Genomic DNA, 25375 nt, shown 5'->3' on the forward strand with positions numbered 1-25375 from the left:
AAGTTATGTTAATATTTTAAAAGAAAAAACACCCTTATAAGGTGCTTAATCTAGGTAATCCTTTAATTTTTTACTTCTGCTTGGGTGTCTTAATTTTCTAAGTGCCTTTGCTTCTATTTGTCTAATTCTTTCTCTTGTTACATTAAATTCTTTTCCTACTTCTTCTAAGGTTCTAGCTCTTCCATCATCTAAGCCAAATCTTAACCTAAGTACCTTTTCTTCTCTAGGTGTCAATGTATCTAAAACATTGATTAACTGTTCCTTAAGCATTGTGAAGGCAGCAGCTTCTGCTGGAGCTGGTGCATCATCGTCTGGTATAAAGTCACCAAGGTGGCTGTCTTCTTCTTCACCTATTGGTGTTTCTAGCGATACCGGTTCTTGAGCTATTTTCATTATTTCTCTTACTTTATCCACAGGCATTTCCATTATCTTGGCAACTTCCTCTGGTACTGGTTCTCTGCCTAATTCCTGCAGTAATTGTCTTGATACTCTAATTAGCTTATTTATAGTTTCTACCATATGAACAGGTATTCTTATAGTTCTTGCTTGATCTGCAATAGCTCTTGTAATCGCTTGTCTTATCCACCAAGTAGCATAGGTACTAAATTTAAAGCCCTTTCTATAATCGAATTTCTCTACAGCCTTTATAAGTCCTAGATTACCTTCTTGGATTAGATCTAAAAAGAGCATCCCTCTTCCAACGTATCTTTTTGCTATACTTACTACTAATCTTAAATTTGCTTCAGCCAGTTTCTTCTTTGCAACTTGATCTCCAGCCTCAATTCTATTAGCTAAGCTAATTTCTTCTTCTGGAGATAGAAGTGGTACCTTACCTATTTCCTTCAAATACATTCTAACTGGATCATCAATTGCTATACCTTCTGGAACTGACAAATCAAGTTCTTCTTCAGCTACTTCGGTTTCCTGCATATCTCCCATTATTTCGATACCCATGGACTCAAGAACTTCATAAATTTTCTCAATCTGTTCTGGGCTTAAATCGATCTCTTCAAGTTCATCCATTATTTCTTTATAAGTTAAAGTGCCGGATTTCTTACCTTTATCAATAAGTTTCTTAACTAATTGCATCTTTGCACTCTTATCTTTCATTTTTTGCCTCCTTCCATACTTCTACAGCTTAGCTAGCTCCTTCTTTAAAGCTACTAATTTCTCTGCTAGCTTCAATGATTCCTTTATTTCCCCACTATTTTCAAATTGCTTAATTTTGCTTAAAATATCTTTCTTCATTGCTTCAAGTTTAAATTTCTTTATTTCTTTAAAGCAATCCTCTATGAAATTTGTATAATTATTGTCTTCTAAATTGATTTGTGTTTCTTCAAAATTTACATATTCCTTTGAAATTTCAGTATCAGTAAGCTTGAGCTGTATGAGTTTTTGCCTTTGCTTATAATCCTCATGAATATATTCCCTAATAAGCTTAAATAAGCTCTTATGACTTTCAACTATAAAATCATTTTCAGTAAAGTTAAGAGTTATATAATTATATGCATCTTCGCTTTCATTCATAAGCTTTAAAATGCCTCTTTCTGCTTTCATATAAGCAGGTTCCAAATATAATTTTTGTCCAAAACTGTTATCTATATTCATAAAATCTGATTTTGCTGTGTTTTTTTGAATTTCTTCACTTATAAGGTCTATTATCGCCTGTTCTTTTACACCAGTATCCTCGGAAATTTTCTTTATATAGATATCCTTTTCTAAAGGATTTAGCTCATTGATTATTATAGCTACCTCTTTTATAAACCCAGTTAACATTTCAGGCTTATTAAATTCTATGCCCTCACCAGCTCTTTTTATTCGGTAATCAGCAAGAGGTAATGCATTATCAATTAATTTCAAAAATGCTTCTTTACCATTTGCGCGAATAAATTCATCTGGGTCTTTTCCCATAGGAACTGTGAGCACACCAATTTCAAAGCCCTCGTTTCTTAAAATCTCAAGTCCCCTTAAAGTTGCTGTTTGACCTGCCAGGTCAGCATCATAAGATATAATAATTTTATCTGCATATCTTTTTAAGAGCTTAGCCTGATTTACTGTAAGAGCTGTACCTAATGAAGCTACAACATTTGTAATTCCATATTGATGAAGTGAAATACAATCCATATAGCCTTCAACAATTACAATTACTCTTTCTTTAAGGTCTTTAATTGCAAAGTTCAAACCATATAAATTTGTACCTTTTTTAAACAGTTCAGTTTCTGGCGAATTTAAGTATTTTGGTTTAGAATCGTCTAATACCCTGCCACCAAATCCAATGACCTTACCTCTTACATCAAATACCGGAAATATTACTCTATTCCTAAACCTATTATATAGCTTATTTTTATCATTTTTTATAATTAATCCAGCATTTAACATATCTAATTCGGTGTAGCCTTTGGATTTTAAATAATTTAATAGTTCATTCCAACTATCTGGTGCATATCCTATACCAAACCTTGTAAGGGTTCTATCTAAAATCCCTCTTCCGGAAAAATAATTATGGGCCTTTGTATTTTTACGCAGCCACCCATAGAAGTATCTCGCAGCATCTACATTAATTTTATAAAGTTTTGCGTTAACCTCTCTCCTTTTAATGGATTTTGGTGTTTCAGCTTCAAGCTCAACATTAGCTTTATCAGCCAAAAACTTAACAGCCTCATGAAAATCCAATTTTTTAGTTTTCATAATAAAGGATATTACGTTTCCTCCTTCACCGCAGCCAAAACATTTATAAATTTGTTTGTCCGGTGTAACTGTAAAAGAAGGTGTCTTTTCATGATGAAAAGGGCATAGTCCTGTATAATATTTGCCAGCTCTCTTAAGCCTTACAGTTTCTGATATTATATCTACTATATCGTTACTATCCTTTATTTTTTGGATGATTTCATCAGTAATGTTCAAGGAAATCCTCCTAATCAAAAATATTTTCCATAACAAATATATTAATATTCGACAAAAACAACTAAAATCCTTCTAAAAAAACAAATAAATTTAATAATTGTTTATTGTCACTTATAATATTCTTTATAAATTAAAAAAATCCTTCCTTCTTTGACAAATATTATTTTACCCAATATATAGCAATAATTATTCCTATTATTTTAATAAAATTGCTTACCTTAAGGTGTAATTAACTTATACACTATTAATTCTATACTCATTATAAAATTCCTTTTTTCATAAGTATGTATAATATAAAAACTTTTTTAATATCATATAATGTGATTGCTATTAAGGAGTGTTATTATGCTAAGTGAGGCTAAAGCATATAAAATAGATCTTTTGTCTGAGGAAAATGTCAAATTAAATGTACTTCCACATTATGGTATGGAGGACTATGAAATAACTCAAATTAAGTTCAAGGATACAGACAAGCAGAGGGCAGTATATAAGGTTTCTAATGAAAATGCGTGTTATTGTTTGAAAAAAATTTACTTTAGTACAGAAGATCTCCTCTTTGTATATTCAGCTATAGAATGGCTTTTTAGACATGGAATTAAAGTACCGAGAATATTGCCTACTACCACCAAGAATAGATTTGTAAATTATAAGAATATGTTATTCATTCTAACTCCATGGATTGAGGGAGAAAAATGCAGCTATGACAATATAGAAAATGTCCTAAGCGCCAGTACAAATCTAGCAAAAATTCATCTTTCAACAAGAAACTTCAACCCTATTATCGGCAGCACTCCAAGAATTGGCTATGAAAATCTATATGCCTCAGTTACAAAACATTTTCAACAATTACTTCTTTGTTCTAATCAAGCTTTTTTTTATGGAGATAAATTTTCTAAAATCTTTCTGCAGTACTTTGATAGCAACATACTCTTAAGCCAAACTGCAGTGGATGTTGCTGCTGCAATTAATAACGAGAACTTAAGAAGTTCCTTATGTCACCTTGATTATGTTAATAAAAATATAATTTTTGATAATGAAGGAGATATTTGGACTATAGATTTTGATAAATGTAGAATGGATTATAGTGTACATGATATTTCCTATTTCTTAAGAAGGCTCTTAAAAAGAGACAGTACAAAATGGGATCTTGAATTAACAATTAATTGTTTAAAATTATATGAAAAGCTAAATCCCTTAAGTTTTGATGAATATAAGGCAATTCTTGTTTATCTGGCTTTTCCTCAAAAATTTTGGAAAATATCAAGGGACTATTATAATAACATTAATAAGTGTAATAAGAATTCATTTGTTTCTGTACTTACAAAAGCTTGCAGTAAATCCGATGCACAACTAGAATTTTCAAAGGGGTTTATGAATTATATTGAAAACAAGTTCAAGAGAAACATACTTTTATAATAGTAAAAAAATCACCAGAAAAATCTGGTGATTTTTATATAGATAAAAAATTACTTTCTTGGATTCTTAATTTGAGCCTGAGCAGCAGCAAGTCTTGCTACTGGAACTCTAAATGGTGAACAGGATACATAGTTTAATCCTACATTATGGCAGAATTCAACTGAAGATGGATCTCCACCGTGTTCTCCGCATATTCCAAGTTTAATGTCTGGTCTTGTAGCTTTTCCAAGCTCAGCAGCCATTTTAACTAGCTTACCTACACCTGTTTGATCTAATTTTGCAAATGGATCAAATTCGTAGATCTTCTTCTCATAATAGTGCTTTAAGAAGTTACCAGCATCGTCTCTTGAGAAACCAAATGTCATTTGTGTTAAGTCATTTGTTCCAAAGGAGAAGAATTCTGCTTCTTTAGCAATTTCGTCTGCAGTTAATGCAGCTCTAGGTATTTCTATCATTGTACCTACTTTGTACTCTAATTTAACACCTGATTTAGCTATTATTTCTTCAGCTATTCTAACAACTATGTCTTTAACATATTTTAATTCCTTAACTTCTCCAACAAGTGGAATCATTATTTCAGGAACTATGTCATAGCCTTTTCTATTTTTAACATCTAGTGCAGCTTCTATAACTGCTCTTGTTTGCATTTCAGCTATTTCTGGGTAAGAAACTGCAAGTCTGCATCCTCTGTGACCCATCATTGGGTTGAATTCATGTAAGGATTCAACTGTAGCTTTTAACTCTTCAAAAGTTAAGCCCATTTCCTTAGCTAATGCCTTTATATCTTCATCTTCATGAGGAAGGAATTCATGTAGTGGTGGATCTAGGAATCTAATTGTAACTGGTCTAAATTCCATTGCTTCATAAAGACCTACAAAGTCTTCTCTCTGCATTGGTAGTAATTTATCTAAAGCTTTTCTTCTTTGTTCTTCAGTCTTAGCTACTATCATTTCTCTAACTGCAGCTATTCTGTCTTCAGCAAAGAACATGTGCTCAGTTCTGCAAAGGCCAATACCTTCTGCTCCAAACTTAACTGCTTGCTGTGCATCTCTTGGAGTATCTGCATTAGTTCTAACCTTTAAGCTTCTTGTTTCATCTGCCCAACCCATAAAGGTTCCAAAGTATCCACTGATTTCAGGTTCAACAGTCTTTATAGCTTCACCATATACATTACCAGTGCTTCCTTCTATTGATAAATAGTCTTTATCAGTTAATTTTAAACCAGCAACTTCTATTGTTCTTTCTTCTTCATTAACTTTAATATCTCCGCAGCCAGCTACGCAGCATGTTCCCATACCTCTAGCTACAACAGCTGCATGTGAAGTCATACCACCTCTTACAGTAAGTATTCCTTCTGAAGCTATCATACCTTCGATATCTTCTGGAGAAGTTTCAAGTCTAACAAGAACAACCTTTTCTCCCTTTTCATGACGCTCTTTAGCTTCTTCAGCTGTAAAGCAAATCTTACCACAGGCAGCTCCTGGTGAAGCTGGAAGTCCTTTTGCAATTATCTTAGCACTCTTTAATGCAGCAGCATCAAAAGCAGGGTGTAATAGTGAATCAAGCTGCTTTGGATCAACCTTTAATAGTGCTTCTGCTTTTGTACACATTCCTTCTTCAACTAGATCAACAGCTATCTTTAATGCAGCTTGAGCTGTTCTCTTACCATTTCTAGTTTGAAGGAAGTAAAGCTTTCCTTCTTCAATTGTGAATTCCATATCCTGCATATCTTTGTAGTGATTTTCAAGGGTATGAACTATATCCATAAATTGTTTGTAAACTTCTGGATTTCTCTTTTCAAGTGTTGATATGTCTTCTGGAGTTCTTATACCAGCAACAACGTCTTCACCTTGAGCATTCATTAAGTATTCAGCATAAATTCTCTTTTCACCAGTAGATGGGTTTCTTGAGAAGGCAACTCCAGTACCTGAAGTTTCTCCCTTGTTACCAAATACCATTGATTGAACATTTACTGCTGTTCCCCAGTTTGATGGGATATCATTTAATCTTCTGTATACATTAGCTCTTGGGTTATCCCAGGATCTAAATACTGCTGTTACAGATTCTATTAATTGAACTTTAGGATCTGCTGGGAATTCTTCTCCCTTAGCATCTTTATAGAAAGCTTTAAATCTCTTAACAACTTCCTTTAAATCAGCTGCATTGAGTTCAGTGTCAAGCTTAACACCTTTAGCTTCTTTAACTTCGTCTAATATATTTTCGAAGTTTCTCTTTTCAATTTCCATAACAACGTCAGCAAACATTTGTATGAATCTTCTATATGAATCATATGCAAATCTTTCATTTCCTGTAAGTTTTGACATAGCTTCAACAGTTTCATCGTTTAAGCCAAGGTTTAGGATTGTATCCATCATTCCTGGCATTGAAGCTCTTGCTCCTGATCTAACAGAAACAAGTAGTGGGTTTTCAACGCTTCCAAATTTCTTGCCAGTTATTTTTTCTAGACTTGTCATATATTCATAAATTTGAGAGATAATTTCATCAGAAATTACCTTACCGTCTTCATAATACTTATTACAAGCCTCAGTTGTAACAGTAAATCCTTGTGGTACAGGAATACCTAGGTTAGTCATTTCAGCTAGGTTTGCTCCCTTTCCACCAAGGAGTTCTCTCATTGTTCCATTACCTTCGCTAAAAAGGTAAACATACTTTTTACTTTGCATGTATGTAACACTCCTTTAAATAAAATATTTATACTAACGGGTTAAAAAGTGTCCCGGTTAGGTCAAAATTATGTGTTTTCTCCAAGTTTAACAAATAGTCTTGTAATATTTGTCTTTGATACCTTTCCAATTATTTTAAAGTTTTCCTTTGAATTATCGAAAACCCTTTCTATAACTGGCAAGCTATCTACCTCATGTTCCATGATCCTCTGTGCAGCTAAATAAACAGCGTCTTCCTTTTCTACAAACACTATATTAGGCATCCTTGTCATAATCACTCCAACAGGAACCTTGTGCATATCGGTTCCGCCCATTGCAATTTTAAGAAAGTCCTTTCTTGAAACTGCACCAACTAAGAAGCCATTGTTTTGTATAAATAAGGTACCAACATCATTTAAAAAGAGATGCACTATAGCATCATATACAAGAGTATTTTCATCAACAACGACAGGTTCTGACATAACATCTAAAACCTTTATATTTCTTATGTAATCATAAATCAAACTATAAGAAGGTTTCTTTGAATAGATGTACCCTACTTTTGGTCTTGCCTCCAGTATTCCAGTCATAGTTAATATAGCTAAGTCAGGTCTAAGGGCTGCTCTAGTAACTTTTAGTTTTTGAGCTAAAGCTTCACTAGTAATTGGTCCATTTTGTTTAACTAATTTAATTATTTCTTCTTGTCTAAGAGAAAGCTTAATTTGATTCACCCTCTTTCCTTAATTACAATGTTACAACGTTATTTTAGCATGTAAATAAAATAAATTATACGTGCTTTAAATATTTTACCTAAGTTTTAACACAATTTCAATAAAAATTTATTAAATATATAATTAACTCTAGCCAGCAGCAATTAGCTGCTGGCTAGAGAATAGTTACTACTTGGAATTATTTTCATTCTCGTCAAATTTTACAGTGTAGGTGTATACGGTTTCTGAATCCTTTTTTGCATTATCCTGCTTCTTATTTGTAAACTTTTCTTTTACATCAGATGCGGCATCAGATACCTTATCCTTTACATCGCTTACCTTTTCCTTAACCTCATTTGCCATATCGTTTACTTTTTCTTTTACATCCTGCATGGTAGTCTTTATTGCCTTATTTATTATCTCAACGGAACCATCTTTTTTGGTTATTTCAACAGTTATATTGGTAACAACTGCACCTATTACTCCAATTGCAATTAATGGTGCCCATATAGCATAGGCTACAATTCCAACTGCTATTCCAGCATTAATTGGCATGTCAACAAGTACTTTTTCCTCTTTTTTAATTCTAATCCTTGTAATATTTCCTTTGTTAATTAAATCCTTAATCCAAGTTAAGAATTCGTCTTTAGAAGTATACAGATTATCCATAGTAGATTTTTTATTGTTTTCCATATAAATTATAGCATCTACAACATTACCCTCGGAAGCTTCAAGTGCTTCTTTTGCCTCACCATAAGTTGCCCCAGTTCTTTCTCTTACTACATCAATTTTTTCTAGTGTAATTTCACTCATTTTTTTCAACTCCTCTAAAAATATTTAACATTTCTAAACTGTGTGGTTTTTTACCAAAGTTATAATAAATGACATTTATAAGTAAGTTATGTAATTCTTCTATAACTTCTTCTGATAAATTAAGCTTATATATATTTGTGAGTGGTGTCTTAACTAAATATCTTAATGCATTAAATGTAGCGAAGCTGATTTTTATTCCCTGCTGCCTTTCACACCTAGGACAAATACCACCTAAATACTGTATATTGAAGCGATTTGCTGAGGTTATTTTATCTCCGCAAAATACGCACTTATCTAAATTAAAATAATAGCCTGATTGAATTATTAACTTTATTTCAAAAGCACTAATTAATAACTTAAAATCAACAGCATTATTTTGAAGTAAATAAAATGCACTTATAAATTCCTTAAACAGCTCTCTGTTACTTTCTTCTTCAACAATGGCTATATCAATGAGCTCACATAAATAAGAAGCATAAGTTAAGCTTTCAAAGTCATTTAAAAATGATTGAAAGGAATTCGATATTTCCCCTTCATTTATGCTGTACATGCTTTTTCCACGAAATAAAACAAATTCTCCAAAGCAAAAGGGTAAACTAAGGGGCAGCAGCTTGCTTTTTGATTTTCTAGCTCCTCGGGCCACTGCAGAAACCTTTCCAAGCTTTTCTGTAAAGAGCCAAATAAGCTTATCTGATTCTTTCAAATCCATTGATTTAATTACAATAGCCTTTGTTTTAAAAATTGACAGAAAACCATCTCCTATATTATATTATACCCTTAATACAAAAAATAAAGCTAAATCTTTATTTTTATATTTTTTTATATCCCAATTCCTTTAACATAGAAGAATTGTCTCTCCATTCTTTCTTAACCTTTACCCAAAGCTTAAGATATATTTTGGTACCTAATATTTTCTCTAAATCCTGCCTTGCATAGGTGGATATTTTTTTAAGCATTTCTCCGCCTTTTCCTATTATTATGCCCTTATGAGAATCTTTTTCGCAAAGAATAGTTGCTTCGATATTATAGATATCCTTTTCATCTTTTTTCATCGCAATTACTTCAATTGCTATTCCATGGGGAACCTCTTGAGTTAATAATCTTAAAGCCTTTTCTCTTATTGTTTCTGCCACGATAAATCTTTCTTGTTGATCTGTAATCATATCGTCAGGATAGTATTTAGGTCCTTCTGGTAAATAATCTTCCATTATTTTAAGTAGCGTGTCAACATTTTTCCCTTTTACTGCGGATATAGGAATAACTTCAGTAAAGTTAAAGTGCTCTGAATAATTTTTTATAGTCTGTGCTATTCTATCATCACTATTTTCATCTATTTTATTAACAATTAGAAAAACAGGAATATCTATGTTTTTCAATTCTTCAAGAATAAGCTGGTCTCCTTTTCCAATTTCAACCTCAGGAGTTGTTAGAAATAATATCTCATCAACTTCCTTAAAGGTATCCTTTGCCATTTTAACCATATACTCTCCCAGCTTATGCCTAGGTTTATGAATACCTGGTGTATCTACAAACACCATCTGATAATTTTCTTTGGTTAATATTGTTTGTATATTATTTCTAGTTGTTTGGGGTTTACTTGAAACTATTGATAGCTTTTCACCCATTATATAATTAAGCAGAGTTGATTTACCCACATTTGGTCTTCCTATAACTGTTACAAACCCTGATTTAAACATTACCTCAATGCACTCCTTTAAAAACTTTATTTCTACTTATCTAAGTCCTTTTTTGTAAAGGCCCCTGGCAGAACTTCCTCTAAAGTTTTTGTAATATAATCATTTTCATTTTTAGCAAGAATAACTGAGCTGTCCGCATCTGCAAATTCACTAATTACCTGTCTGCATATTCCGCAGGGATAGGTATATGCATTAACATCACCTACAATTGCAATAGCTTTGATTTTATTATGTCCTTCTGAAACTGCTTTAAAAATAGCAGTTCTTTCAGCACAATTTGTTGCTCCAAATGAAGCATTTTCAATATTACAACCGCTATATATTTTATCATCTTCAGTTAGAATTGCGGCACCAACTTTAAAGTTAGAATAAGGAACATAGGCGTTCTCTCTAGCTTTTATTGCATTTCTAATTAATTCTTTAATATCCATTAACCTAAACCTCCAGTTAAATTTCAAAATTATACTAAAACTTGTATATAAATTATAGCACTAATTACTATTAATACAATAATAAATGCACTTTTAACCAAAAATCTTAAAAAGCAATATGGTAAGCAGTGTTCCTAAAACTCCTCCAGCAAATACTTCTAAAATAGAATGTATATGAGAATCAACTCTGCTTTGAGCAACAATAAAAGCTAATATATAACTAAAAAGTATTGCTAAAGATTCTTTTGATAAAAGTGCTATAGTTGTTGCTAGTGCAAAGGCAATTGCACTATGACCGCTTGGCATGCCTCCTCTTAATGGAGTCCCTTCTCCAAAAATCGCCTTAATAACCACAGTGCATATTAAAACAATTAATAAAATAATAAATATTGTATAAGGATTAGATTTCTTTATTTCTTTGATTATTACTGGTCCTACAAAGCTAATCTTTTCCCAAAATATAATATAACCAACTACAACAGCGTTGATTGCACTAATTAAAACAGCTCCTGCAGCAGTATTCTTTGCAATCTTAGCCAAAGGATGATAATAGTTAGCTGTTAAGTCGATTGCACATTCTATTGCTGTGTTAAACATTTCAGCAACTATTACCATAGTAATTGTAATAGCTAAAATTAAAAATTCAATTTTTGTTATATTATAAAAAAAACAAGCAGTTAAGACTAATAAGGCCACAATCATATGAATTCTCATATTTCGTTGTGTCCTAACTGCATGTATAATCCCATTTATTGCATAGTTAAAGCTATCAAAAAGCTTTCTCATCTTCATAAGAAATCCCCTTTATTATATATACAATGCAATAAAGTTCTTACATTAATGATGTCATAAAATATCCAATTTTCAAGGATTTTTAGGACATCATTAATGTATTAGAACTTTTGCATTGTATACAACGCTGTATGTTATTAAATGCTCCTTATAATGTTAAACCTTCCTAAAATCTCTTCTTCCCTCATTCTCATTTTAAGTTTATCATCTTCTTCTATATGATCATAACCTAAGAGATGAAGAAGGGAATGAATAGTAAGATAGCAAATTTCCCTTATAAATGAATGTCCAAATTCTTCGCTCTGTTCCTTTGCCTTTTCAAGAGATAAAGCTATATCACCTAAGAGGAGTCTTTTCTCATCAAAATAGTCAACAGTAAAGTGGTAATCTATGTATAAGTCCTTATAAACCTTTTTAGGAGTATATTCAAGCATTGGAAAGGATAGTACATCCGTTTCTCTATCTATATTTCTAAACTCTAAATTTAATTCTCTTATATTAGTATTATCAACAAAAATGACACTTACTTCGTAGTCTATGTTAACTCCCTCTTCTTTTAAAGTATAATCTATTATTTCTTTTAAAATTTCTTCTTCTTGTTTTTTAAGTATAATATTATTTTGTCTATTATCTATAAGAATCATAAAAGTACTCCTTCTAAATTTTATCCTGTGTTTTATGGGCCCATTTGTCTTCTGGATACTCTACTCTTTTGTGGTAAATGCCAATCAGGCTATTTACAAATGTTTTCTTAATTTTAGTTATATCCTTTAATGTAAGATCACATTCATCAAGTTGACCTTCTGACAAAATATTTTTAACAATATTATTTACCATAGCTTCAATCTTATCCTGAGTTGGTTCGTTTATAGAGCGTACAGCAGCTTCAATACTATCAGCAAGCATAACAATGCCTGCTTCCTTACTTTGAGGAATTGGTCCTGAATATCTAAAGTCCTCTTCAAGGATTTCATCAGGCTTATCACTATTATTTTTCGCAGTTATGTAGAAATATTTTACTAATGAGTTTCCATGATGGGATAAAATGATGTCTTGAATTATTTTTGGTAATTTATAGTCTTTAGCAAGCTCTATTCCATCCTTTACATGTGAAATAATTATAAGAGCGCTTAAATTTGGAGTTATCTTATCATGTGGATTCTCAACAGCCATTTGATTTTCCTTAAAAAAATAAGGTCTCTTGATTTTGCCCACATCGTGGTAATACGCAGAAACTCTTGCTAAAGCAGGGTTACCTCCAACCTCTTCTGAGGCAAGCTCAGCTAAGTTTGCTACTAGAATACTATGATGATAGGTTCCTGGAGCTTCCATAAGCAGCTTCTTTAAAAGTTGATTATTAGGATTTGATAATTCAAGCAGTTTAATAGTTGTAACAATATCAAATATACTTTCAAAAAATGGAAGGAGCCCAATGGTTAAGATTCCTGATAAGCCGCTCCCAATTGCAGAAAATCCAGCCTGCGTTAAAACATCTTTTGAATTATTACTTAATAAAAATCCAATAGAAAAGGTTGCTATTACATTGATAATAGAAATATATAAAGAAGAATATACAATATCATTTCTTTGATACTGTTTTTTTATAATTAACGCTCCTGCAAAGGTATTTACTATTGCAAGTAAGGTAATTTCTATGTTGAAATTAGTGGCAGCGCTTATAAATAAGACGTTGATTATGTTAATAGTAAGTGAAAGTCTGTTATTTATTAAAAGACTTATAATTAAAGGAGCAAAAGCTAAGGGTATCAAAAAAGGGGATGCAATAGTTAAGCTTTTAGTAAGGAGCAAGGAAATAATTGTAATCAAATTTATTAGTGTTAATTTTTTTATGTCCTTATAAATATCTCTATGATATTTATATATATAAAAATGCTCCATAAAAAGCAGCAGGATTATTACAACTGCTAAGCTGATATATATGTACCATTCTGATTTATTATTGCTGTTTAATAACCCAAGACTTTGCAAGAGTTCATATTTTTCCTTAGTTACCTGCTCTCCTTCCATAACAATAATCTGATCCTTTTGAATAATAACCGGAGCAGTTTTATTTATTGCCTCGTTTTTCAATTCTTCTGTTTTACTCTTATCATAAAAGGAATTTGGCTTAACTAATTTAATTCCAATATTGGTACCTAAGTCTCTTGTAGCCTTAGAAAAGTTTGAACTGTTGAATTTTAGCTGCACCATATCCTGTGCCCTTTTAAGGTTTTCATTGTTTAATTCAGCACTTACATCAGGGTTATACTGTATGCTGAAGTTATAAACCTCTGTAAGGGTACTTAAAAGAAAGCTTTCAAGATTTGAAAGTCCTTCCTTATCCATTTTTACTAATGTCCCAAAGTCCTCCTCAGATAACAAGGAATTGGATATACTGGATAATTGCGAAATTTTATCCTTATCCGGTAGATTTACATCTTTTAATTGAATAGCTTTAGAAAATAAGGTGGATACCATATTAACTGCAGTGTCTTTTACCCTTGTATCTATACTATATTGTGCTGGAATTAGATTTACAGCCTCATCTTTCTTAGCCTTAGTACTAAATTCATCAATCGTGGTTCTTTGAGCCTTGATGCTAAATTTAGCAATGCTGCCTTCCTGAATGTCATAAGTTTTAGTAATTAAGGTTGTTATTAAAATTGTATAAATTAGAATAAACGTAACAACATATATTAAGACATTCTTTAGTTTATTTCTCAGCACAAAACCCTTAAAATTAATCGTGCCCATGTTACCCCACCTTTTGTTATTAAAACTATATTTACTGAAGCTTTTCAGGTAATGCAATATTTTCTTCTGCAGTAATTAACACCCTTACCTTGTAGTTGTCTCCATTGACTTCCGAAATAACTTTTTTGTCCAAAACCTTTACTGATTTATCAAAGCTTTCAGTAAGTTTTGAATAAAGCTGCGCTGCTGCAGTGTTAATTATTTCATTAGGCTCTAATATATATTTTGTTTCTACGGTTTCATAAAATGTTTCACTTTTGATTATATTACTATTTTCTACTATTTTATCATAGGATTTGAACTTATTTAAACTATTTTTAAAATAAATTCTCTTACCGAAGATTTCCATATAAAAATTTTCAATCTTATTTCCTGTCCTTTCCTTCTTTACTCCCTTATAGGCTACCTCCTTTGAAGCATCATAAAAGGTTTTGGCATATACTTCTCCTTTGGCATGAACATTATATACACTTCCTTCTTTTCCTTGTTCACCTTTTACTAGGAGCTGTCCGCTTCTAACCATTTCCCCTGCTTTTATAATGGAGGTTCCAGCAGAAGTAAATACCCTTATAATCTGGCCATCTTTTTTAGCTACTAAATTACAAGGAACATTATCTTCTATTGTGCTTGGTGGTGGTATTTTTTCAAAGGCACTTACAAGAAGTCTTGAACCTTCAATTGAAGTTTTTAAATACATTATATTATTGTTATTTTTTATCATTTTATTTTCTAATTCATAAATATTAAAACTGCTTTTCCTTACTCCTGGAACAATTCCAAAGGCAGTTAATTGCTGCCTTATCTCATAAGGAGTTAAATTATCTTCTGTTTTAATATCAATCTTCCATATGAAGCCAGAAAGGTAGTATAAAAGGCCTGCAAAGATAAAAATCCCGCAAAATAGTGCAATTCTTCTTTTTAACTTAAGAATAAAAAAAGAAATCCCCTTCTTTTCAAGAATTTTAATATTAGTGTTTGTTTTTAATGCGGCTTCTTTCACCTTGCTAAAATCCCTAAGGTTGATATCCAAAACAACTGTAGTTATACTAATTTTATGTATATTCTTAATATGGACACCGTTTCTCCAAAGAAAATTAACAAACTTTTCCGGTTTATGAGACTCTGCTTCAATAGTAACTCTACCACTTTTAATTCTTGAATGATCAATCATTATCTTCGTACATCATTGACTTAAATTTCCCACTTATAGTCAATGTGCTTCCTCCCATGAACAATATTCTGAAGCTATTCCCGTAAATAGTTATTAAACCGGCATTTGAATTAATTTTCATTTTCTCTTCATCAAAAATTACTACTCCCTTATGATTTTCTATAGTAATCTCATTATCTCCAATTATTGTTATCTTAGGGATGTCTAAAACAACGTCTCTCGGAAAATCCAACTTTTCAGCTATAATTTCTTTTGTCTTTATAATTTTACTTTCCATACCTTCACCTCAAGATAATTCTTTCTTACTAAATTTATGAAAAATAAAATTAATAAATGACAGCTTTAAAAAATACAATGCAAAAGTTCTAATTCATTAGTTATGTCCTAAAAATCCTTGAAGATTGGATATTTTATGACATAACTAATGTAAGAACTTTATTGCATTGTATATAAATAAATAAAAGGTTCAGAAAACTGAACCTTTTATAATCATTATTATTTATTTAAATGTTCTTTTACAAGTTGACTTACAAGCTTACCGTCGGCTCTTCCCTTTACTTTCGGAGTCAACACTTGCATAACTTTACCCATATCCTTTATGCTATTTGCACCTACTTCAACAGCTGCATCTTGAACCATAACTAATATTTCTTCTTCTGTTAACTGCTGAGGAAGGTAATTGAGCAAGATTTCGATTTCATTATTTGTTTGATCAACCAAATCTTGTCGTTTCCCTTTTTCGAACTCAAGTACAGCTTCTCGTCTCTGTTTTACTTCTCTTGCAATAACTCCAATAATTTCCTCATCACCGAGAGTTACGGCATCAGTTTTTTCAACTTGCAATACAGCGGCTCTAGCCATACTAATAGTATCAGCTCTAAATTTATCTTTAGCTTTTAAAGCTTGCTTCCAATCATCTTGCAGTCTTTCCTTGAGAGACATAATTGTACCTTCTTTCAGGAATTCTATTTAAATTTTCTCTTTCTTGCAGCCTCAGATTTCTTCTTTCTTTTAACGCTTGGTTTTTCATAATGTTCTCTCTTTCTAACTTCTGAAAGAACCCCAGCTCTAGCACATTTTCTCTTAAATCTTCTTAATGCACTATCCAATGTTTCGTTTTCTCCAACTCTTATTTCTGACATATCTTATCCCTCCCTCCGCTAGCACAAAATAACTTTTAAATTTAAATGCAGCGCCTAATGGGTTTAATAGCACATTTTTTATTATACAATATTTAATTGTTAACTGTCAACAATTTCATTGTAATAAACTAGCTATTTACTTAACCTGGAGGCCAGGTTAAACTTCTTCCACCTAGAAGATGAAAATGCAGGTGAGAAACAGATTGACCAGCGTCCTTTCCGCAGTTTGTCACCACTCTATAACCGCTTTCATTTATCTTTAAATCCGCAGCTATTTCTTTTGCCACATTATAAATATGACCTATTAATTCACTATCATTATATTCCAAATCATTTATACTGTTTATATGCTTTTTAGGTATAATTATAATATGTACAGGAGCTTCAGGATTTATGTCTTTGAAGGCTAAAACCTTCTCATCTTCAAAAACTTTTTCACTGGGAATCTTACCAGCTATTATGCTGCAAAATATACAATTATCCATAAAAATCACCTCCTTAATATCAAAGCATTTAAATTAAGCTTCCTCTTACATGGTCACTACATACTTTCTGTAGTTGTGTTTCTAGAATTAAGCCCTCGATATTAGCTTTACTTTCAGCTATTATCTTTATATAATTTGGAGAATAGCCTTCAAATTTTTCACTGTCATTATTATAGCATTGTTCAAAAAGCACATCCATTTTTCTTCCTATAAATTTGCTCATGAATTCAGCTTCTAATTCATTATTTAAAGAAATTAAGGTACTGCTTCTTTCATCTTTTACAGGTCCCTCAACTTGATTTGGCATTGCCGCAGCCTTTGTTCCTTTTCTTGGGCTAAATTTAAATATATGCATCTTAGATAATTTTATTTCTTTCAAAAAATTATAGGTTTCTTCAAACTCTGTATTTGTTTCACCTGGAAAGCCAACAATAATATCTGTTGTAATAGATACATCTGAAATTTTTTCTCTAAGCTTATTTACTACCTTCCTATAATCATGAGAAGTATAATGTCTATTCATCCTTTGCAGAGTGACATCACAGCCGCTTTGAAGTGACAGATGAAAATGAGGGCATAATTTTTTAAGTTTAACTATCCTTTCAATAACTTCATCAGTAAAGAAGGTTGGATCTATAGATCCAATTCTAATTCTTTCTATACCAGGTACTTCATTTACCTTTTCTAGTAGGTCTACCAAAGTAAAGCTTTCAGCAAAATCCACGCCATAGGAGGCTGTATGTATGCCAGATAAAATTACTTCTTTAAAACCATGATTAGAAAGGTCCATTACTTCTTCTATAACCTTTTTAGGAGGTTTACTGCACACAGCACCTCTTGCAAAGGGAATAAGGCAGTAAGAGCAGAACCTGTTGCAGCCATCTTGAATTTTAATAAATGCCCTGGTTCTGTTTTGATATTCTTCTATATTAAGCTCCTCAAAGTCCTTATTTTTAAGTACATCATTAACTTCCACAAGCTGTTTGTTTTCCGCACGTACTCTATTTACCCAATAAATAATATCTCCCTTATTCCTTGTGCCGAGGACAATATTTACCCCTTCAATTTTAGCTACCTCATCTGGAGCAATTTGAGAATAACAGCCAACCACAGCAATAATAGCATCTTCATTATGCCTTCTTGCCCTGCTTATCATCTGTCTTGACTTTTTATCCCCCATATTTGTTACTGTACAGGTATTAATAACATATACATCTGAAAAGCTGTCAAAATCAACAACCTCATAGCCTTCTTTTAAAAATTTTTCTGTCATGGCTTCAGACTCATATTGATTCACTCTGCAGCCCAAAGTCGAAAATGCTACCTTCATTAAATTAAATCTCCTTCATTCCCGCCCATATCCGAAAGCTCATACATTACTTGAGACACACAAACAAATCCTGCGGTTTCTGTCCTTAATATTCTTGGCCCTAAGGTAATAATATGTGCTCCTAAATTCTTTAAGGACTCTATTTCAGAATTCTCAAAGCCGCCTTCAGGTCCAATAATTATTGCAGCGTTTTTTATGGTTTTTCTATCTTTAAAATTAATATTTTTAAGACCTATATTTTCTTCATTTTCATAGGGCACTAATATTAAGTCCATAAGCTTTAACTCTCTAAGTAAATCCTTAAATTCAATAGGAGTATTTATCTTTGGTATTAGGCTTCTCTTACTTTGTTTTGAGGCTTCTAAGGCTATTCTATTCCACCTGTCTACCTTCTTAAATTCACCAAGCTCATTTTTAACTACTACTCTCTCTGTAATTACAGGGGTGATTTCCTTAATACCAAGCTCAGTGTTTTTTTGAACTATAAGATCCATTTTGCTTGACTTTGGCAGCCCCTGAAATAAGTATACATTTAATGGACTTTCATTATTTATTTGAAGCTTATCTAAAAGCCTAACTTCTACTCTAGACTTTGTAATTTCAGATATTTCACCTAAATATTCTGTACCCTCACAGTTATTTATGCTTACTTTATCTAAAGTATTTAGTCTAAGCACCTTATATATGTGTTTAACGTCTTCCCCTTCAATAAATGCCATGTTATTAAAAATATTTTGCTTTTGCACAAAAAATTTATTCATATATTACTTACTCCTTGCTGCTAGATGAGGTATCTTATAGACTTGCTATAATACACACCCATTCTCCAAGTTCATTAATTTCATGAATTTTAAAACCTACTTCTGTTAATTTCTTTGCCACATCATCTTTTCTATCTTTAATTATTCCAGAACTAATAAAATAACCATTTGGTTTTAAGAACTTTTTAACGTCCTCACATAAAAGCATTATAACCTCAGCAATAATATTTGCAACCACAATTTCAGCCTTACCTTCAACTACTTCCATTAAGTTTCCATAAATTATCTCTATATTATCTAGTTTATTAATAGTAGTATTTTGTTTTGCAGAATCAACAGCTACAGGATCTAAGTCAACTCCAATAACTTTTTTAGCACCAAGCTTTGCAGCTGTAATGGCAAGTATTCCTGAGCCTGTGCCTATATCAAATACAGTACTTTCCTTTTGCACCTTCTTTTCAAGAGCTTCTATACACATTCTGGTAGTTTCATGGGTTCCAGTTCCAAAGGCCATACCAGGATCCATTTCAACTATTATTTCCTCGCCCTTTGGCTCATAAGCTTCCCAAATTGGCTTAATAACTATCTTATCACCAATTTTAGTTGGCTTATAATACTTTTTCCAATTATTAGCCCAATCTTCTTCATAAACTGCGTTTATAATTACCTTGCCCTTACCTATATCTATTCCTAATTCCTTTATGTAAATCAATTTTTCTTCTATATAACTTTTAATTTCGTCTATGTTGTCCTCTACAGCAAAGTATCCTTTTATTACTGCAGCATCACTTCCATATTCAAATATATTTATATCTGCAAAGTCCCAGCTTAAAGGTCCCTGTTCTCTTTCTAATATGTCTCTTGGATCTTCTATTGCTACTCCCTTAACATCTAGAGAATAAAATATTCCACTTACAGCTTCTAAGGCATCACTACTGGTTACAATTTTTACCTCAATCCATTTTCCTTCCATTGTTTCAATCCTTTCTTAGCTTAAAATTATGTAATGCTTAGTATTTATTATACCAAATCCTCCAATTTAGTAAACTTAACAATTTGAAATTTTAGCGAAAATATATAAAATATATGTAATGAGCATGCGCGAAAACTAGAATTTCCTAGCGAAAGAATAGCCACAAAGCCTTAGTGTTGTTCGTCTGAATGAAATGAATTCAGGTCAACACTTGGTTTTGTGGCTATTCTGAACTTGGAAATTCTTTTATAGCGATCAGCTCATGTAACATATTTTATATATTGCAGCTATTTTAAATTGTTAAGTTTTTTCTTACTTAAAGCTTCCCTTAAGCTTATCCATAAATGATTTTTTTATATCTTCATGAGTGCTGCCACTTGCTTCCATAAACAATCTTAAGGCTTCCTTTTGTTTTTCATTTAAGGTCTTTGGAATATCTACAATAATATTAACGTATTGGTCACCACGACCGCTGCTGTTAACTCTTGGAACTCCTTTTCCCTTTAATCTGAAAATTGTTCCTGGTTGTGTTCCAGAAGGTACATCATATTTAACTTCTCCATCTACTGTTGGTACCTTTAATTCGCAGCCTACAGCAGCCTGCGCAAAGTTAATATGTCTATCTATATAGATATCAAATCCCTTTCTTTTAAACTGAGGATGGGAAGCGACTCTTATATTTATATATAGATCTCCAGGTGACCCACCATTATTTCCATGCTCTCCATGGCCTCTTAGTGGAATAACATTGCCTGTGTCAACACCAGCTGGCACATTAATTTTAATTTTTCTAAGCTTTCTTTCTTTACCTGTTCCTCTGCAAGTATGACATGGGTCACTAATAATTTTACCTTTACCTCCGCATTTATCACAAGTATTAATACTTTGGAAGGTTCCAAGAGGAGTATTTCTCTGCACCTTTATTTGTCCTGTTCCACCGCATTTATCACAGGTTTTTGGTGAAGTTCCTGGTTTAGTGCCTGTTCCCCTGCAGGTTTCACAATTCTCCTGTTTATGAACAGAAACTTCTTTTTCAACGCCAAAGACAGCTTCTTCAAAAGTTAGGTTTAAATTATATTCAAGATCTGCTCCTCGCTCCGGACCATTTTTTCTTCTTCCTGAAGAAAAACCACCACCAAAAAAGCTTTCAAATATATCTCCAAAGCCACCCATATTAGAAAAATCAAAACCGCCATCAAAACCACCGGCACCATTAAAATCAGCAGTTCCAAACTGGTCATAATTAGATTTTTTTTCTGGGTCTGAAAGCACTTGATAGGCTTCGTTTATCTCTTTGAATTTCTCTTCAGCTTCCTTATTGCCTTGATTTTTATCAGGATGATATTTTATGGCTAGCTTTCTAAAAGCTTTTTTAATTTCATCATCACTTGCTCCTTTTTGAAGGCCAAGCACCTCATAGTAGTCTTTTTTAGCCATCTAAGTTTTACACCACCTATATATTAGTTCATACGACTTAAATTAAGGGAGGGGTTTAGTTACCCATCCCTTATATATTATACTTGAATTTATTTATTTGTCATCCTCAACTTTAAAATCTGCATCAACAACATTATCATCATGTGGTGCACTGCCCTCAGCATTAGCTCCGCCCATGTTATTTGGGTCAAAGCCAGCGCCCTCTGCTCCGCCATTTGCTTGATACATTTTTGAAGAAACAGCATAAAACTCGTTAGTTAATTCTTCTGTAGCCTTTTTAATAGCTTCTAAATCAGTTCCTTCCTTAACTGCATTAACTGCTTTGATTTTATCTTCAATCTTAGCCTTGTCTTCTGCAGAAACCTTATCTCCAAGGTCCTTTAAAGTTTTTTCTGACTGATAAACCATTTGGTCGGCATTATTCTTAACTTCAATAGCTTCTTTTCTTTTCTTATCTTCTTCTGCAAATTTTTCAGCATTTTTTACTGCATTATCAATTTCTTCATCACTTAAGTTTGTTGAAGCTGTAATTGTAATGTTTGCTTCTTTTCCAGTTCCCTTATCTTTAGCTGCAACATTTACAATACCATTTGCATCTATATCAAAGGTAACTTCTATTTGAGGAATTCCTCTTGGAGCTGGAGCTATGCCTGATAATGTAAATCTTCCAAGTGTCTTATTATCAGCTGCCATTTGTCTTTCACCTTGAACTACATTTATTTCAACTGAGGTTTGACCATCTGCTGCAGTTGAGAATATTTGGCTCTTTCTTGTAGGAATAGTTGTATTTCTTTGTATTAATGGAGTTGCAATTCCTCCCATGGTTTCTATACCAAGTGTTAGTGGAGTAACATCAAGAAGTAAAACATCCTTTACATCTCCTGTTAATACTCCAGCTTGTATTGCTGCTCCTACTGCAACGCACTCATCAGGATTTACTCCTTTAGAAGGTTCTTTTCCAGTAAAGTTTTTAACTGCATCTACAACTGCAGGTATTCTTGTTGAACCACCAACTAATATAATTTTATCTATTTCATTCATTGAAAGTCCAGCATCATTTAAAGCCTTTCTCATTGGTTCAATTGTAGCATCAACTAAGTCATGAGTTAATTCATTGAATTTAGCTCTTGTAAAGTTCATGTCTATGTGCTTTGGACCTGTAGCATCTGCTGTTATAAATGGCAGATTGATGTTTGTTTGAAGTGATGCTGATAATTCTATTTTAGCTTTTTCAGCAGCTTCCTTTAATCTTTGTAATGCCATTTTATCATTTCTTAAGTCAATTCCATTTTCTCTCTTAAAGGTATCAGCAATAAAGTCCATAACTCTTTGGTCGAAGTCGTCTCCACCAAGCTTTGTATTACCATTTGTTGATTTAACCTCAAATACACCATCACCAAGTTCTAGAATGGATACATCAAAGGTTCCACCACCTAAGTCATATACAAATATTTTATGGCTCTCGTTTTGTTTATCAAGGCCATATGCAAGTGATGCTGCAGTTGGTTCATTTATTATTCTAAGTACTTCAAGACCAGCAATTTTTCCTGCATCCTTAGTTGCTTGTCTTTGGCTGTCATTAAAATATGCTGGTACAGTTATAACTGCTTGAGTTACTTTTTCACCTAAATAAGCCTCAGCGTCTGATTTTATTTTCATAAGTACCATAGCTGAAATTTCTTGTGGAGTATAATCCTTGCCATCTATATTTGTCTTATGGCTAGTTCCCATCTGTCTCTTTATTGATATTATAGTTTTATCAGGATTTGTAATTGCCTGTCTTTTAGCAACCTGACCTACTAATCTTTCACCATTTGCTTGAAAAGATACTACTGAAGGAGTAGTTCTTCCGCCTTCTGCATTAGCTATAACAACAGGTTCTCCACCTTCCATAACTGCTACACATGAATTAGTTGTTCCTAAGTCAATTCCTATTACTTTTCCCATTTTAATATCCTCCTTGTATTCCTTATTCTGCACAAATATTAAATTTATGCTCCTTATAGTCTTAAATTTGAACACAAATATGGTGTTCCTTGAAATTAAAAAATATATTTAATTTTTTAATTAGCTACTTTAACAATACTATGTCTTATGACTTTATTTCCTCTAATATAACCCTTTTGAAAAACTTCTACTATTTCACTTTCACCAAAATTACCATCTTCTACATGCATCACAGCATTATGAATATTTGGATCAAAGCCTTCATTTACTGGAATCTCAGTTACTTGAAGCTTCTCAAGGCTATCATTAAACTGCCTAATTGTCATTTCAATACCCTTTTTAATATCTTCTGCTTTGCCCTCAACACTTGCTGCTCTTTCTAAATTATCTAATACAGGCAGCATATTTTTAAGAATATCTTCACAGGCATCTGAATATATTCCTTCTTTTTCTTTTGCAGTTCTTTTTCTATAATTTTCATATTCAGCAGAAAGTCTAAGTAATCTGTCCTTTATTGAATTAAGCTCATTTTCTGCTTTATCCTTTTCTTCTTTAAGCTTTCTATTAGTATCCAGTAAATCATTTTCAGTAGCTTCGAATTCTTTATCCTCCATTAATTCTGCTTGTTCTAAGGTTTCCTCATTATCCACTTGTGTACTTTCATCCTTAAAATCTTTTTCCATTTATCGCTGCTCCCTTCTGTGCAAAACCATTTAAAACTTAATATTTATTCATAAATAGATTAGATCATCTATCATCTAAATATGATTGATTAAGCGATTCATTTATATTTTTTAATATTTTAGATAAAATACTAATAACTTTAGAATAGGGTATTCTGGTAGGACCAATTACCCCTATTGCCCCAAGAGGCCTTCCATAAATACTATATACACCTGATATTATACTTAAGTCCTTTGCTTCCTCTAAATTATTTTCTCCACCAATTGTTATGGAAATATTATTAGACTGGTTTAACATTTCCTTTATATTTTCTTTATTATTTAGAAGGAATAAGAAGTCTCTAGCTTTATCTATATGATTATATTCAGGATAGTTGAATATATTTGTTGCCCCTTCAAGATAGATTTCAGATACATCTGAACTGCTTAAGCTTTCATGCAGCGCAGGTATTATAGCATCAAAAATCTCCTCATAATTTATTAAATCTGTTTTAAGATAATTAATAACAGTAAGATTTATATCTTCAATACTTAAATTTTTAAGTCTTCCATTTAAAATATTAGTTAATTTTACTAAATCATCTGTACTTACAGGAGTTTTAATTCTTATAATTGTATTTTTAATAATTCCAGTATCTGTAATAATAACGGCTAGTATATTGTTATTATCCACACCTAAAAGCTGAATTGATTTAATATAGCTTTTATTTACTGAGGGAGTCTTTACAATACAGGTAAGTTTAGTAAGTTCTGATAAGAGTTGAGTGGCCTGCTTTACAATCTTCTCCACCTCATAAAGTGCAGAGTTTAAAAGCTGGCCCTTTATTAAATTTTCTTCTTCCGTAGTTAACTGAGGTAATTTCATAAGTTTATCAACATATAATCTATAACCTTTATCTGATGGCTTTCTACCAGAGGAACTATGAAGTTGCTCAAGAAATCCCATTTCTTCAAGATCAGCCATTTCATTTCTTATTGTAGCTGGACTTATACCTAAATCATATTTTTTTGCAATGGTTCTGGAACCAACAGGCTCAGCTGTAGATATATAATCATTTATTATTACCTGAAGAATTTTTATCTTCCTTTCGTCCATCTCCATACAATCACCTCTTTTTATTAGCACTCGCTGTCGGTGAGTGCTAATCACTATGTTTAAAACATATCACTATTAAAATCTTTTGTCAATTAAATAAAATATCCACATATAGATCAAATATCTTAATTACATTTTTTTATTTTTTATTTACTTCATTTTTCTTTAAT

Annotated in this window: 24 protein-coding genes; 1 reads left to right on the top strand and 23 read right to left on the bottom strand. The window is 32.1% G+C overall.

All coding sequences use genetic code 11. From position 1 onward, the window contains the following. Positions 1-45 precede the first annotated feature (45 nt). Both rpoD and dnaG read right to left on the bottom strand, forming a co-directional pair. Positions 46-1110 (bottom strand): RNA polymerase sigma factor RpoD, encoded by a 1065-nt coding sequence (gene rpoD, locus ACJDUG_RS10540; protein ID WP_406764439.1) that lies wholly within the window; start codon positions 1108-1110, stop codon positions 46-48. Between the two features lie 21 nt (positions 1111-1131). Next, positions 1132-2904 carry a DNA primase gene (gene dnaG / locus ACJDUG_RS10545; protein ID WP_406769854.1) on the bottom strand — a complete coding sequence of 591 codons (1773 nt, stop codon included), beginning with the start codon at positions 2902-2904 and terminating at the stop codon, positions 1132-1134. Between the two features lie 345 nt (positions 2905-3249). Here dnaG and ACJDUG_RS10550 point away from each other — a divergent pair, with 345 nt between their 5' ends. Next, positions 3250-4320 (top strand): CotS family spore coat protein, encoded by a 1071-nt coding sequence (locus ACJDUG_RS10550; protein WP_406769855.1) that lies wholly within the window; start codon positions 3250-3252, stop codon positions 4318-4320. Positions 4321-4370: 50 nt separating this feature from the next. Here the strand turns inward: ACJDUG_RS10550 and ppdK are convergent, their stop codons facing one another. The 21 genes from ppdK to hrcA all read right to left on the bottom strand — a co-directional run bounded on the left by ppdK (position 4371) and on the right by hrcA (position 25211). Further along, a complete protein-coding gene (gene ppdK / locus ACJDUG_RS10555; RefSeq protein ID WP_406769856.1) occupies positions 4371-7004 on the bottom strand; it encodes a pyruvate, phosphate dikinase in 2634 nt (877 codons plus the stop codon). 68 nt (positions 7005-7072) lie between these two features. Beyond that, positions 7073-7714, bottom strand: a complete 642-nt coding sequence (gene ccpN, locus ACJDUG_RS10560) for a transcriptional regulator CcpN (RefSeq protein ID WP_406769857.1) — start codon at positions 7712-7714, stop codon at positions 7073-7075. A 168-nt stretch (positions 7715-7882) separates the two neighbouring features. Then, a complete protein-coding gene (locus ACJDUG_RS10565; protein ID WP_406769858.1) occupies positions 7883-8506 on the bottom strand; it encodes a DUF4342 domain-containing protein in 624 nt (207 codons plus the stop codon). After that, positions 8499-9269 carry a DNA repair protein RecO gene (recO, locus tag ACJDUG_RS10570; RefSeq protein ID WP_406769925.1) on the bottom strand — a complete coding sequence of 257 codons (771 nt, stop codon included), beginning with the start codon at positions 9267-9269 and terminating at the stop codon, positions 8499-8501. The genes ACJDUG_RS10565 and recO overlap by 8 nt, the downstream gene beginning before the upstream one ends. Positions 9270-9315: 46 nt before the next feature. Continuing rightward, positions 9316-10203 carry a GTPase Era gene (gene era, locus ACJDUG_RS10575; protein WP_406769859.1) on the bottom strand — a complete coding sequence of 296 codons (888 nt, stop codon included), beginning with the start codon at positions 10201-10203 and terminating at the stop codon, positions 9316-9318. A gap of 32 nt (positions 10204-10235) precedes the next feature. Further along, positions 10236-10634 (bottom strand): cytidine deaminase, encoded by a 399-nt coding sequence (locus ACJDUG_RS10580; protein WP_406769860.1) that lies wholly within the window; start codon positions 10632-10634, stop codon positions 10236-10238. 93 nt (positions 10635-10727) lie between these two features. Further along, entirely contained in the window at positions 10728-11426 is a 699-nt protein-coding gene (locus ACJDUG_RS10585) for a diacylglycerol kinase (RefSeq protein ID WP_406769861.1), read from the bottom strand. Positions 11427-11563: 137 nt separating this feature from the next. After that, positions 11564-12070, bottom strand: coding sequence for an rRNA maturation RNase YbeY (ybeY, locus tag ACJDUG_RS10590; RefSeq protein WP_406769862.1), 507 nt, complete (start codon positions 12068-12070; stop codon positions 11564-11566). Positions 12071-12083: 13 nt separating this feature from the next. Beyond that, positions 12084-14180 (bottom strand): HD family phosphohydrolase, encoded by a 2097-nt coding sequence (locus ACJDUG_RS10595; RefSeq protein WP_406769863.1) that lies wholly within the window; start codon positions 14178-14180, stop codon positions 12084-12086. Positions 14181-14211: 31 nt separating this feature from the next. Next, positions 14212-15351, bottom strand: coding sequence for a sporulation protein YqfD (gene yqfD, locus ACJDUG_RS10600; protein ID WP_406769864.1), 1140 nt, complete (start codon positions 15349-15351; stop codon positions 14212-14214). After that, complete coding sequence (gene yqfC, locus ACJDUG_RS10605) at positions 15344-15628, bottom strand: sporulation protein YqfC (RefSeq protein ID WP_406769865.1); 285 nt, start codon at positions 15626-15628, stop codon at positions 15344-15346. Before yqfC ends, yqfD begins: the two co-directional genes overlap by 8 nt. 218 nt (positions 15629-15846) lie before the next feature. Further along, positions 15847-16293, bottom strand: coding sequence for a GatB/YqeY domain-containing protein (locus ACJDUG_RS10610; RefSeq protein WP_406764427.1), 447 nt, complete (start codon positions 16291-16293; stop codon positions 15847-15849). A 23-nt stretch (positions 16294-16316) separates the two neighbouring features. Continuing rightward, the gene (gene rpsU, locus ACJDUG_RS10615) at positions 16317-16493 is read right to left on the bottom strand and encodes a 30S ribosomal protein S21 (RefSeq protein ID WP_252131274.1); all 177 of its coding nucleotides are present in this window, start codon (positions 16491-16493) and stop codon (positions 16317-16319) included. A gap of 140 nt (positions 16494-16633) precedes the next feature. After that, positions 16634-16978 (bottom strand): histidine triad nucleotide-binding protein, encoded by a 345-nt coding sequence (locus ACJDUG_RS10620; RefSeq protein WP_406769866.1) that lies wholly within the window; start codon positions 16976-16978, stop codon positions 16634-16636. Between the two features lie 28 nt (positions 16979-17006). Then, positions 17007-18308, bottom strand: coding sequence for a tRNA (N(6)-L-threonylcarbamoyladenosine(37)-C(2))-methylthiotransferase MtaB (gene mtaB / locus ACJDUG_RS10625; protein ID WP_406769867.1), 1302 nt, complete (start codon positions 18306-18308; stop codon positions 17007-17009). Continuing rightward, the gene (locus ACJDUG_RS10630; protein WP_406769868.1) at positions 18308-19069 is read right to left on the bottom strand and encodes a 16S rRNA (uracil(1498)-N(3))-methyltransferase; all 762 of its coding nucleotides are present in this window, start codon (positions 19067-19069) and stop codon (positions 18308-18310) included. The genes mtaB and ACJDUG_RS10630 overlap by 1 nt, the downstream gene beginning before the upstream one ends. Positions 19070-19103: 34 nt before the next feature. Next, positions 19104-20042, bottom strand: coding sequence for a 50S ribosomal protein L11 methyltransferase (prmA, locus tag ACJDUG_RS10635; protein ID WP_406769869.1), 939 nt, complete (start codon positions 20040-20042; stop codon positions 19104-19106). A gap of 312 nt (positions 20043-20354) precedes the next feature. Continuing rightward, on the bottom strand, positions 20355-21479 hold the full coding sequence (gene dnaJ, locus ACJDUG_RS10640; protein ID WP_406769870.1) for a molecular chaperone DnaJ: 1125 nt from the start codon (positions 21477-21479) through the stop codon (positions 20355-20357). 93 nt (positions 21480-21572) lie between these two features. Continuing rightward, the gene (gene dnaK, locus ACJDUG_RS10645; protein WP_406769871.1) at positions 21573-23426 is read right to left on the bottom strand and encodes a molecular chaperone DnaK; all 1854 of its coding nucleotides are present in this window, start codon (positions 23424-23426) and stop codon (positions 21573-21575) included. Positions 23427-23542: 116 nt separating this feature from the next. Next, positions 23543-24109 (bottom strand): nucleotide exchange factor GrpE, encoded by a 567-nt coding sequence (gene grpE, locus ACJDUG_RS10650; RefSeq protein ID WP_406769872.1) that lies wholly within the window; start codon positions 24107-24109, stop codon positions 23543-23545. A 64-nt stretch (positions 24110-24173) separates the two neighbouring features. Continuing rightward, the gene (hrcA, locus tag ACJDUG_RS10655; RefSeq protein ID WP_406769873.1) at positions 24174-25211 is read right to left on the bottom strand and encodes a heat-inducible transcriptional repressor HrcA; all 1038 of its coding nucleotides are present in this window, start codon (positions 25209-25211) and stop codon (positions 24174-24176) included. Between the last annotated feature and the right edge of the window lie 164 nt (positions 25212-25375).

Source organism: Candidatus Clostridium stratigraminis (assembly GCF_045310675.1).
Classification (GTDB): Bacteria; Bacillota; Clostridia; order Clostridiales; family Clostridiaceae; genus Clostridium_AT; species Clostridium_AT stratigraminis.

Excerpts from the sequence above, each read along its gene's own strand:
- ppdK (WP_406769856.1), bottom strand. The coding sequence starts at position 7,004 with ATGCAAAGTAAAAAGTATGTTTACCTTTTTAGCGAAGGTAATGGAACA.
- ACJDUG_RS10550 (WP_406769855.1), top strand. The coding sequence starts at position 3,250 with ATGCTAAGTGAGGCTAAAGCATATAAAATAGATCTTTTGTCTGAGGAA.
- dnaJ (WP_406769870.1), bottom strand. The coding sequence starts at position 21,479 with ATGGCTAAAAAAGACTACTATGAGGTGCTTGGCCTTCAAAAAGGAGCA.
- ACJDUG_RS10630 (WP_406769868.1), bottom strand. The coding sequence starts at position 19,069 with ATGAATAAATTTTTTGTGCAAAAGCAAAATATTTTTAATAACATGGCA.
- ACJDUG_RS10595 (WP_406769863.1), bottom strand. The coding sequence starts at position 14,180 with ATGGGCACGATTAATTTTAAGGGTTTTGTGCTGAGAAATAAACTAAAG.
- ACJDUG_RS10585 (WP_406769861.1), bottom strand. The coding sequence starts at position 11,426 with ATGAAGATGAGAAAGCTTTTTGATAGCTTTAACTATGCAATAAATGGG.
- ACJDUG_RS10565 (WP_406769858.1), bottom strand. The coding sequence starts at position 8,506 with ATGAGTGAAATTACACTAGAAAAAATTGATGTAGTAAGAGAAAGAACT.
- ybeY (WP_406769862.1), bottom strand. The coding sequence starts at position 12,070 with ATGATTCTTATAGATAATAGACAAAATAATATTATACTTAAAAAACAA.
- yqfD (WP_406769864.1), bottom strand. The coding sequence starts at position 15,351 with ATGATTGATCATTCAAGAATTAAAAGTGGTAGAGTTACTATTGAAGCA.
- rpsU (WP_252131274.1), bottom strand. The coding sequence starts at position 16,493 with ATGTCAGAAATAAGAGTTGGAGAAAACGAAACATTGGATAGTGCATTA.
- hrcA (WP_406769873.1), bottom strand. The coding sequence starts at position 25,211 with ATGGAGATGGACGAAAGGAAGATAAAAATTCTTCAGGTAATAATAAAT.
- yqfC (WP_406769865.1), bottom strand. The coding sequence starts at position 15,628 with ATGGAAAGTAAAATTATAAAGACAAAAGAAATTATAGCTGAAAAGTTG.
- prmA (WP_406769869.1), bottom strand. The coding sequence starts at position 20,042 with ATGGAAGGAAAATGGATTGAGGTAAAAATTGTAACCAGTAGTGATGCC.
- rpoD (WP_406764439.1), bottom strand. The coding sequence starts at position 1,110 with ATGAAAGATAAGAGTGCAAAGATGCAATTAGTTAAGAAACTTATTGAT.
- ACJDUG_RS10610 (WP_406764427.1), bottom strand. The coding sequence starts at position 16,293 with ATGTCTCTCAAGGAAAGACTGCAAGATGATTGGAAGCAAGCTTTAAAA.
- ACJDUG_RS10620 (WP_406769866.1), bottom strand. The coding sequence starts at position 16,978 with ATGGATAATTGTATATTTTGCAGCATAATAGCTGGTAAGATTCCCAGT.
- dnaK (WP_406769871.1), bottom strand. The coding sequence starts at position 23,426 with ATGGGAAAAGTAATAGGAATTGACTTAGGAACAACTAATTCATGTGTA.
- ACJDUG_RS10580 (WP_406769860.1), bottom strand. The coding sequence starts at position 10,634 with ATGGATATTAAAGAATTAATTAGAAATGCAATAAAAGCTAGAGAGAAC.
- grpE (WP_406769872.1), bottom strand. The coding sequence starts at position 24,109 with ATGGAAAAAGATTTTAAGGATGAAAGTACACAAGTGGATAATGAGGAA.
- era (WP_406769859.1), bottom strand. The coding sequence starts at position 10,203 with ATGTTTAAATCAGGGTTTGTAACAGTTATAGGAAGACCAAATGTGGGT.
- mtaB (WP_406769867.1), bottom strand. The coding sequence starts at position 18,308 with ATGAAGGTAGCATTTTCGACTTTGGGCTGCAGAGTGAATCAATATGAG.